The organism is Limosilactobacillus mucosae DSM 13345 (assembly GCF_001436025.1).
Classification (GTDB): Bacteria; Bacillota; Bacilli; order Lactobacillales; family Lactobacillaceae; genus Limosilactobacillus; species Limosilactobacillus mucosae.
Window position 1 is genome coordinate 1 of record NZ_AZEQ01000032.1, and the last position, 10,365, is coordinate 10,365.

A 10,365-nucleotide genomic window follows, 5' to 3' on the forward strand; every position below is an offset into this window, starting at 1 on the left:
AGAACAATATTGTCAACGCTTGCGACATCCGCGTAGTAGCCAGGGATAACCGGTGTCTTAACTGGTTTGTAGGCGTGGGTTTCCTCATCCCAAGTCGTCTTGCCAGTTGCCTCATTGCTCTTGCCGGTAAACGTATAATCATTCTGGACATTGTCCTTAGGCGTTAAGTCGCCGGCACCTTCATACTTAACCGTTTGGCTTGTCGGTACCGTGGCATCCTTGATGATTGGCGTGTAGACAACCTCAGTATCCGAACCGGGATCAGTAGGCGTTACGCTGGTTTCTGTCTTCTGATAGCCTGGAATATCCGGAGTATCAGTCGTTACGGCCTTAGTTGGGTCCTTTTCATCGTTGTTGTAGGTCGGGGTAGAAGCACCAGAAATTGGTTTGTGGTTCTCATCAACCGGAATGATTTTTCCCAACGGCTTGTAGGTGACTGTTACCTCTGCATTCGGCTGCTCATGCGTTACCGTTTTCCCTTCGACGCTTGCGACATTCGCGTAGTAGCCATTAACAACTGGAGTATCAACGGATTCATATGTGTAGTTTGTTACGTTCCAGAATACTACACCTGTTGCCTCGTTGGTCATTTTATAAAACGTGAAATCCTTCTGCACGTTCGGTCCTGGTGTCTGGACACCCGCACCTTCATACTTTACCGTCTGGCTTGTTGGTACTTCCTCTTGAGTAATAATTTGTGTGTAGACAACCTCAGTATCCGAACCAGGATCATCCGGCGTTACGCTGGTTTCTGACTTCTGATAGCCTGGAATATCCGGAGTATCAGTCGCCACAATCTTAGTTGGGTCTTTTTTATCGTTATTATAGGTTGGAGTAGAAACGCCAGGAATTGGATTGCCGTCCGAGTCAACTGGAATAATCTTGCCCAGAGGCTTGTAAGTGACCGTTACCTCTGCATTTGGGTGATCAGGCGTTACGGTTTGACCAGCGATTCTTTCGGCATTTGCGTAGTAGCCATTAACAACTGGAGTATCAACGGAATCATACGAGTGCTCTTCCTCATCCCAAGTCGTCTTGCCAGTTGCCTCATTGCTCTTGCCAGTAAACTTATAACCATCCTGGATATTGTCCTTAGGCGTCAGGTCGCCGGCACCTTCATACTTAACCGTTTGGCTTGTCGGTACCGTGGCATCCTTGATGATTGGCGTGTAGACAACCTCAGTATCCGAACCGGGATCAGTAGGCGTTACCTCTTTTTCTGACTTTGTATAGCCCTTAATATCCGGCGTCTTGGTCGTCGTGGTCTTGGTTGGATCACTTGGATCGTTGCTGTAGGTTGGCATTGGCGCGTTTGGAATTACGTTACCTTCAGGGTCAACCGGTACGATGCGACCCAAAGCACGGTACTTAACCGTAACTTCCTCGGTTGGGTGTTCCGGCGTCAGAACAATATTGTCAACGCTTGCAATATCCGTGTAGTAGCCTTCAACGACCGGCGTCTTAACTGGTTTGTAGGCGTGGGTTTCCTCATCCCAAGTCGTCTTGCCAGTTGCCTCATTGCTCTTGCCGGTAAACGTATAATCATTCTGGACATTGTCCTTAGGTGTCTGGTCACCCGCACCCTCATACTTGACTGTTTGGCTTGTCGGTACCGTGACTTCATTGATGATTGGCGTGTAGGTAACCTTAGTATCTTTACCTGGATTGTCAGGCGTTACCTCTTGTAATGACTTTTTATATCCCTTAATATCCGGCGTCTTGGTCGTCGTGGTCTTGGTTGGATCATCTGGATCATTTTCGTATGTTGGAGTTTCCGCGCCAGGAATTGGATTGCCATCCGAGTCAACTGGAATGATCTTGCCCAGTGGCTTGTAAGTGACCGTTACCTCTACATTTGGTTGGTCGTGCGTTACCGTCTGTCCTGGAACGACCGCCGTGTCCGCGTAGTAGCCTTCAACGACTGGAGTATTAACGGAATCATACGTGTGATCTGTTACGTTCCAGAATAATACCTCACCTGTCGCCTCACTGATCATTTTATAAAACGTAAAGTCTTTCTGTTCGTTATCCTTAGGCGTCAGATCACCAGCACCTTCATACTTAACGGTTTGACTTGTTGGTACCTCCACCTGATTAATAATTGGCGTGTAGGTAACCTTAGTATCTTCGCCTGGATTGTCAGGCGTTACCTCTTGTAATAACTTTTCATATCCCTTAATATCCGGCGTCTTTGTCGTCGTCGCCTTAGTTGGGTCATCTGGATCATTTTCGTAGGTCTTAGAGGTGTTTGCGATTTCCTTGCCATTTTGATCGACTGGAATGATCTTGCCCAGTGGCTTGTAAGTGACAGTGTCATCTACCTCTGGATTGTCTATTGTTGCCGTACGTTCTGGAACGACTGCCTTATCCGCGTAGTAGCCTGTAACAACTGGAGTGTTGACGGCATCATATGTATGACCGTCTTCATACCAGTATATGGAGCCAGTATCATTATTAAGCTCACCAGCTAAATCGTAATTATTCGTGATACTTGGTGGTGTCTGATTGCCGGCCCCTTGGTAGAGAATATATTGACTGGTTGGTTTTGATATTAGAGTAATAATCCGCTTGTAGTAGTAGACGATGTTTATGGTATTCGGATTCAAAGAATTGGTAGCGGTCCCTGAATCATTGGATGGCGCGATAATGTCATATGATATGTCTTGAAAAGGAACAGTCTTGTATTGAGAGCCGACTAGAATCTGCCGCTTGATTGGTGTGAAAACATTTTCTCCGGTCGTTATATCGATAAATTCAATCGTCTGTTCTGCATATGTCGGTACGGAAAATGTTACCTTTTGGGCTGGACTGGTTGACGCGGTGTTCATGTAGTGGTACGCAAGCTGCAGCGTTGATCCATCATTAGGAGTCATTATGATCTCGCTGCCTGACGGGTACTCAATTGAGACCGAGCCAAGCGTCGTCGTTTGTCCCTGCGTTAACTGGACACTGTTTTTTTGAGCATATGTATCGCCTGTTTTTTCAAAGTAGGTAACAACAAGCTGATCGTCCGTCAGATTCTTGGTTGCCACATAGCTGCCAACCTCAGTATTGTTGTTGATATCTTTAACGCTGGCAAACGTATAATATGTCTTACTGCTGGAATCAGAAAATTTTGGTACCGGAACACCGGCACTAGGCTGCTTCAGCGTTGTCGTCCAGTTGTCCGGCAACGGGTCCGTGCTGCTGACGTTTAATACTCCATTGGTAATGGGCTTATTATCATAATATGATTTATCAGCATATTTGATATCATCATAGTTCAGCTCATCATAGTTCGCCCAGGCAACACCCTTGTAGTTTCTTGCAACGTTGGCCGGAATATTTGCCGGAATATTAACTGTCAAATTCGTGTCTAAGGCAGCTAACGCATTAACTTTTTGAGGACTTGCCGCTGACTGGGTGCCATCTGACGCCGATACTGCCGTGCTGTTAGTTACCGTCGCGCTGCTCAAAAGATCCGTAGTATTTACTGATGTACTAGCGGTACTTGCTGAACTCGCCAATGAACTGCTATCGCTCGCTGCGCTTGCTGACGCGCTATTCACGACCGTAGACGCGTCACTTGCAGAAGCGGTCTTTGAAAGGACAACGCTTTGCGAATCAGTACTGCTGGTCTGATCGGTACTTGTCGTGACATTTACTGAAGTATCGGTTGGTACTGTATCAGCTGATGCTGTCCCAGCGGCACCAAAAAAGAAGATGGTTCCAATGAGAACTGAGACTGTTCCAACGTTCAAGCGTCGTAGTGAAAATCGCTGCCTCCCATCAGCCATTTTCAATTCCTGTAATCTCTTATTATTTTTGGAATACATAATCTTGCCCCCTATATATCAATGAATATTGCACTATTTTGACTTCGACGCCATCCTCAAATATCCATTCGTCACTTATCAACCTAACAAGGATTTAAAAATTTTCCTCAAACGACGCTAAAGTCAATGTGGATACCACTTCGAAAGCGTTATCCCAAACATCTAAAGCTTAGCACAAATCCTTAAAAATATGAAAGCATAATGTTTTGAAAGTAGACATTTTATTTATATTAATTATCAAGAGAAAACTATTCTTGTTTCAACAGCCTCATAGCGACTCTTGGTATCTTTAAGATATGAAAAGGATTCAAATAAAAAAAGGGAGTTGAGGGATCTAAAAGATATACTTCAGTCTGATTTTTTCGACTACAAATCGTTCAAAGAAAACAGCGCTGCTTCAAGCCTTACTTAAGCTCAAAACAGCGCTGTGATCAGGTTCTTATTAATTTTTCAAATGTTGTATTCCTTTATTTATCGCGGCATGTTATTTACCGTATCAGATAAATAACCGCATCACGGTATACAACTATTTAATACTTGGCTTTCCAACAATTGAAACAAGGCATAGCTAAGAAGGGGGGCTAGGCTGCCTGCTCATCGGTCATGGCTAGTTTCTGCTGCAGCTCGGCCCGCACCTGGCACAGAATCAGGTAGTGCTCCGGTCGATTATAGGACGTCGGGCCTTCTTTCATGAGATCGGTCTCACCATCAATCAAACCATTCATCAGCGTGCAGACATAGATGTGCGTCTCAAGCGTCATGTCATCGGTCTGCTTGGATCTGGTCAGCACCCGCTCCGCTAAGATCAAGCAATCAAGGTACATGTCGTAGATTTGCTGATTATAAACGTTATGATCGTTCATCGCGCTAAGGCGTTCAAACTTATCCATCATTGCGTCGTATACCTGGGTAAACATCGCGGAAACATCAAGCATCGCAAAGTCCTCCTTTGAGCATAAAAACCGCCTGGACCAACTCTGGCCTGGGCGGCTTCTTTAAGGGAACTTAATGAAAGTAAATTATCACCAAGCAATCAGGCTTGAGATAGAATGATCATCGGCCGCCGATCAGCCCCATATCCAACCGGCTGTCTGCATCATAAAACATTATCATCAGCCGTGCCTATCAATTTTGAACCAGCTTAAACAGTCAAAATTGATAGTTTTAAATATAGTTATATTATAGTACAATTAAGTATTTAAAGCTACTTAAATCAATAGAAGTCACCACTCATGATCTGTCTAAAAATACTGTTATGAAATAATGATTTTACTGCTAAGATAGGCAAGAAGACTAAAAATTTGCGGTCACGATATATTGTTGACATTAATAAAAACAGAAAGGCGATTTGCTAATGGAAAAACAAATTACAATCAAGCGGGATGGCCTGCTGCTGCATGGACTGATCGATATTCCCGAGCAGGATGAGTTCGACCTGGTTATTTTGATGCATGGCTTTACCTCCGACCTTGGCTATTCAAAACGCCGGGTCTTTTATGACTTAACACCTGCCTTACGCAAAAAAGGGCTAGGTACTCTCCGCTTTGATTTTAACGGGCATGGTAAAAGTGAAGGCTCGCTTTCAGAAATGACGATTTTCAATGAGCTTGCTGATGCCAATGCAGTTCTTAATTTTGCTCAGCAGCTGAAAGGCGTTCGTCGAATTTACCTATTAGGACATTCGCAAGGTGGCGTGATTGCCAGCTTGATGGCGGCATACTATCCTGACTTGATCGCGAAACTGGTTCTAATGTCCCCAGCCGCCACGCTGATTGATGACGCACGGCTTGGCATCTGTCAAGGCAGCATCTATGATCCGCACCATATTCCTAATACAGTTACGGTTAAACAGAAAACTATCAGCGGCTTCTACTTTAGAACTGCGCAGCTGCTGCCATTGTACGATATCGCCAAACACTATGAGGGTCCCGTATGTTTGGTTCATGGCACGGATGATACCATCGTTAATCCAGTTGCCTCGCTTCGGTACCATGATGTCTACAAAAACAGCACACTAAACTTGATTCCAAACTGTGATCACTCCTATCTCGATGAGGAGAAACGTCAAAAGGCTATCGCAATCGTCTGCGACTTTTTAACTAAATAAACAGTTAAGCATGGCATGATACGCGTCATGCTTTTTTTATCAACAAAAAGCCGCGCCCTGGGATGGAACGCGGCGAGGAAGATAATCTGAAAAAGCATGAGAGGTAGGGGATGCTTGCTTGATCATTCATCTGGCAAAACATATTTCAAACAGCATCTTCTCTTCTGCCCCTCTATCTATACTCTATGCAAGGTATCGAGTTTCGCACTTTTTTATTTCAATTTTTTTCTGAATCAATGGCAACTTGAAAATGTATGGTTATGGCAGTCCCAAATTGTACAACATTACCTTCATTATTAATCAGCTTTTTACAATCTACAATTTACTATTCACTATTTACATTGTATGAGTTTATTACATTATCACTTAAACGCCTTTATATAGCCATTTTAGTTGCGTTCACATTTTACTATTCACAATACACAATCTACTATTTACAATTTATTATTTACTATTTACATTGTAGAAGTTTATAAATGGCAGTAATCAGTATCGTCTAGCCATCGTAGATATGACCCCAAATTCGTCACTTTCAGTCTTAGAATTTTTTACACCAAAAAGGAATTACCGATGTTATTCAAGACTACATGCACTCATACATGACCGGAACGTCCTGTATATACAGAGGGTGTATATGCATTATCCCCAGGCCGGCGGAGCGTAAGCGGAACTTGGGGCTCACTCGAGGCGACGGTAAGCATGGCACATGCGGCCCGCCGGAGAGGAGACCCGTGAAGCGGGAGCGGAGCCGGCCTGGGGACGAACAAAAAATCTCGTTGACATCCTGCAAGGATAAGCCTAGTATTATGCCAACTCTATTTTGTACAAAGGGGGTCGAGATCATGATCAAATTTGATTTTCTGAATAAAGCTTTGGACATGTGCATTCTGATTATTCGTCAAGCTGACATGATTTCGGCGGGGCGTTTCTTTTAGGATGCACAAGCACTCAAACGCATTCTAAACGGGAAACGATTAATATTCCTCATTTTCTAAGGGCTGCCGATCATACCTTATTGATCGACGGTCCTTTCTTTTTACTTTGGGAGGTTTTGATTATGCGTAAAGAAGAAGTCTTAAAGGTGCTGCACAATGAATCATCAACTGAAGGCGTACCAATTTCATTTTGGCGACATTTTGCCGACAACGAATTTACTGATGCGGCCAAACACTCGGAAGTCATCACAACCAATCTGAACGGTCATCAAGATTACCTAAACGCAGTTGATGTCGACCTGGTTAAAACGATGCTGGACGGCTACTTTCCATACCCATTTCATGAAGTTGGCGATCCACGCGACCTCAGCCAGCTGGCACAAGTCGAGCCGTTGAATGAAGACGACCCATGGATCACGGGACAGGTTGAACTGGCTAAGAAGCAGCGCGCGATTGCTGGCGACAAGCCAATATTCGTGACGGTATTCTCGCCATTGATCCTGTTCAAATGGGCACTCATCAAGCACTACGAAGAGGCATTAACTCTTGCTGACGAGCGTTTCTTTGATCTGTACGAGCAGAATCCAGAAATCGTCAAACACGTGCTGAACGTAATCGCCGATGATCAGATCAAAGTCGTTAAGGCGCTGCGTGCACAGACCGATATTGATGGCATCTATTACAGCACTCAGTCTATTCAGGATCAGCGTGCTGACAATCATGAGTTCTTTGCTGAAGTCATGGAGCCGATTGATCTGAAGGTGCAGAACGCCATCAATCAGGAATTCCAGATTAATATTCTTCACATCTGCGGCTTCGATGGCGCCACCAATCATCTGGAATGGTTCACCAACTATCCGCTGCAGGTAATCAACTGGGCCACCAAAGCAGACGGTTACACGCTTGGCGAGGGCAAGAAACTGTTTGGCGGTCGCGTCGTAATCGGCGGCTTTGACAACAGTCGCAAGGGCGTTCTTTATTCTGGCGATAAGCAAGAGATTCAAGCCTGCGTACGCGATCTGATTTCTGAAGCCGGGACAAAAGGCGTGATTCTCGGTGCTGACTGCACGGTACCGCGTGACATCCCTTATGAGCATCTCAACTGGGCAATCGAGGCCGCGCATAAGCTCTAAACCACATCCAAGACATGCTTGATTATTTTGTATATACATTTTGATGAGGAACCGAAGCAAGATGCTGAGAGTTGACGATTCGCCAGACATTTGCCTCTTGTCTTGCTTCAGATCTAATTCACGGGTTATAAACATGCTGCTCAAACAACTGACTAATCTAAATCCTTATCGATAGCTGATAATTCACTATTTATAATCTACAATTCACAATCAACTATTTACAATTCATTATTTACATTGTAGAAGTTTATATAGATATGCTATAAATTCCTTTATAATAACGTTTTTATGACGTTAATAATTCACTATTTACTACGCACAATCCACTATATACAATTTACAATTCATTATTTACATTGTAGAAGTTTTTGAGAAGTGGAATTACAAACTTCTTTTCATCTTCGAAATCAACCATCAATCTGCTGATTTTCTACCCTGTAATTTTTCCTCGCAAAACGAATTACCGATGTTATTCAAGACTACATGCACTCATACATGACCGGAACATCCTGTATATACAGAGAGTGTATATGCATTATCCTCCAGGCCGGCGGAGCGTGAGCGGAACATGGGGCTCACTCGAGGCGACGGTAAGCATGGCACATGCGGCCCGCCGGAGAGGAGACCCGTGAAGCGGAAGCGGAGCCGGCCTGGGGAACCTCAAATAAATTTTATAATTATTTAATTTAATCTAAGGTGTTCAAGTGGTCTAAAATAAAGCATTAACTTACAATAGTTTATATAACAAACTAAAATATATAAATGACTAGGCTAGATAGTCTAAAAATTATTCAGGCAAGCAAAAGAAATATTTTGAATCTATTTAAACTAATTACTGGAGATGTTGAAGATTAAAAATAAGAAAAAATATCAATGCAAACTTTGTGGTAAATGGTTTAAAAAGAATGACTTAAGCTTGGAACACTATCCTGCTAGAAGTGTTGGCAACATAAATATTGATGAAATCGATGTAGGTAAATACTTTGATACTCTAATATCTGGTGAAGCATCATCATATATAAAGTCATTACGAATACAAGGCTATTCAATTCAAGAAGCCTTTGATCAATTTTATGAAAAAGAAATTGTTACTAAATCATATCCAAAAGGTCGGACTACCTTATCATTATGCCGTACCTGTAACACATTCCTTGGTCATTACGATGAAGACTACAAAAAATTTTTTGACCGTAATGGTAACCCCCTTAAAATTAAAGGATTCCAATATCAAACAAAACTTAATATCATCAAATCAATTTTTGGCAAATTTCTTTCACACCCTGACGCAGCTAAAGAAAAATTTGACTTCATTAGTTTTGTTCGAAACGAAAAGGAAGATGAATATCACGGTGAATGGAAACTATTTTTTATAAGACGCGATCATACAACCGACATCATGGGCCTACGTCCGTTAGATACCGGCAGCTTAATCGATTCTGAAAAGTCAGTTTATGAAATGAGCGATGAAAAATTCTTTTTTTATTTAATTAACCATGATCCTATATATAAAATGACTAATATTTTTGATATCTTAAATAAAAACTATGAAATTACTTATGGTGTTGATGATACAGGTGGCTATCGAGGTGCTATATTAATTAATAAATTATTTAAGTAAGCTAAATTTTAAGACCTACTTGATTGAGATTTAACATGATATTTAAATGACTTCAGTAAAAATGTGAGGCTGGGTCAGCGCAATACCATTGAACATAAAAACCCCAGAATCGATTTGCTCGACTCTGGGGTTTGCTAGTCCATCACTATGATATTTTATGTTGCATCGACGCGATTTCATCATTAAAGATTTTTAATGTCAGCGTCTGCTTCACTTATTTTTTCTGACTTCTATACCATCTAGTCCTGTCGTGGTTCCGCTCGTTTGGAATCCTCTGACCGTTTCCTTTGCTCCTCTTCATATTGTTTCTTCGCGTAGAAGTGCATGTATGATTCAGATACCGACTTTGGATGACGATGCAGCCAGAACTCTAAACCGCGGCCGGTGTTTTCCGAGTCTGCTTTCTGCTTTGGTTCGGCTGGCTTTGGTTGCTGTTTCGGCTGCTCTGGAATCCCTAACCGTTTCCTTTGCTCCTCTTCATATTGTTTCTTCGCGTAGAAATGCATGTACGATTCAGATACCGACTTTGGATGACGATGCAGCCAGAACTCTAAACCGCGGCCGGTGTTTTCCGAGTCTGCTTTCTGTTTTTGCTCCGATGATTCCGGACGCTTCTTTGGCTGCTTGGAATCTTCTGGATGTTCTTTTTGCTCCAATTTTTCAACTCCTTTATGTTAAATTACTTTTTCTCTACTACATAGGAATCGAGAAGTAAAAACTCGAAATTAGATTAGGGCTATAATGCCCTCTAAGTATA

At 42.7% G+C, this 10,365-nt stretch carries 6 protein-coding genes; 3 read left to right on the plus strand and 3 right to left on the minus strand.

Features of this window, described 5'->3' with window-relative positions:
* Positions 1-3,815 (minus strand): mucin-binding protein (locus FC47_RS09635; protein WP_155519176.1); only part of this gene is annotated, 3,815 nt, incomplete at its 3' end.
* A gap of 581 nt (positions 3,816-4,396) precedes the next feature.
* The gene (locus tag FC47_RS09640) at positions 4,397-4,750 is read right to left on the minus strand and encodes a hypothetical protein (protein ID WP_056968750.1); all 354 of its coding nucleotides are present in this window, start codon (positions 4,748-4,750) and stop codon (positions 4,397-4,399) included.
* A gap of 419 nt (positions 4,751-5,169) precedes the next feature.
* On the opposite strand from FC47_RS09640, the gene FC47_RS09645 reads away from it, so the two are divergent.
* The 3 genes from FC47_RS09645 to FC47_RS09655 all read left to right on the plus strand — a co-directional run bounded on the left by FC47_RS09645 (position 5,170) and on the right by FC47_RS09655 (position 9,608).
* Positions 5,170-5,922: an alpha/beta hydrolase gene (locus tag FC47_RS09645; RefSeq protein WP_056968751.1), complete on the plus strand. Its 753-nt coding sequence runs from the start codon at positions 5,170-5,172 to the stop codon at positions 5,920-5,922.
* A 1,057-nt stretch (positions 5,923-6,979) separates the two neighbouring features.
* Positions 6,980-7,990, plus strand: coding sequence for a uroporphyrinogen decarboxylase family protein (locus tag FC47_RS09650; RefSeq protein WP_081036779.1), 1,011 nt, complete (start codon positions 6,980-6,982; stop codon positions 7,988-7,990).
* A gap of 844 nt (positions 7,991-8,834) precedes the next feature.
* Positions 8,835-9,608: a hypothetical protein gene (locus FC47_RS09655; RefSeq protein ID WP_162258423.1), complete on the plus strand. Its 774-nt coding sequence runs from the start codon at positions 8,835-8,837 to the stop codon at positions 9,606-9,608.
* Between the two features lie 239 nt (positions 9,609-9,847).
* Here FC47_RS09655 and FC47_RS09660 read toward each other — a convergent pair whose 3' ends face one another.
* Positions 9,848-10,264 carry a hypothetical protein gene (locus FC47_RS09660; protein WP_056968753.1) on the minus strand — a complete coding sequence of 139 codons (417 nt, stop codon included), beginning with the start codon at positions 10,262-10,264 and terminating at the stop codon, positions 9,848-9,850.
* Positions 10,265-10,365 lie beyond the last annotated feature (101 nt).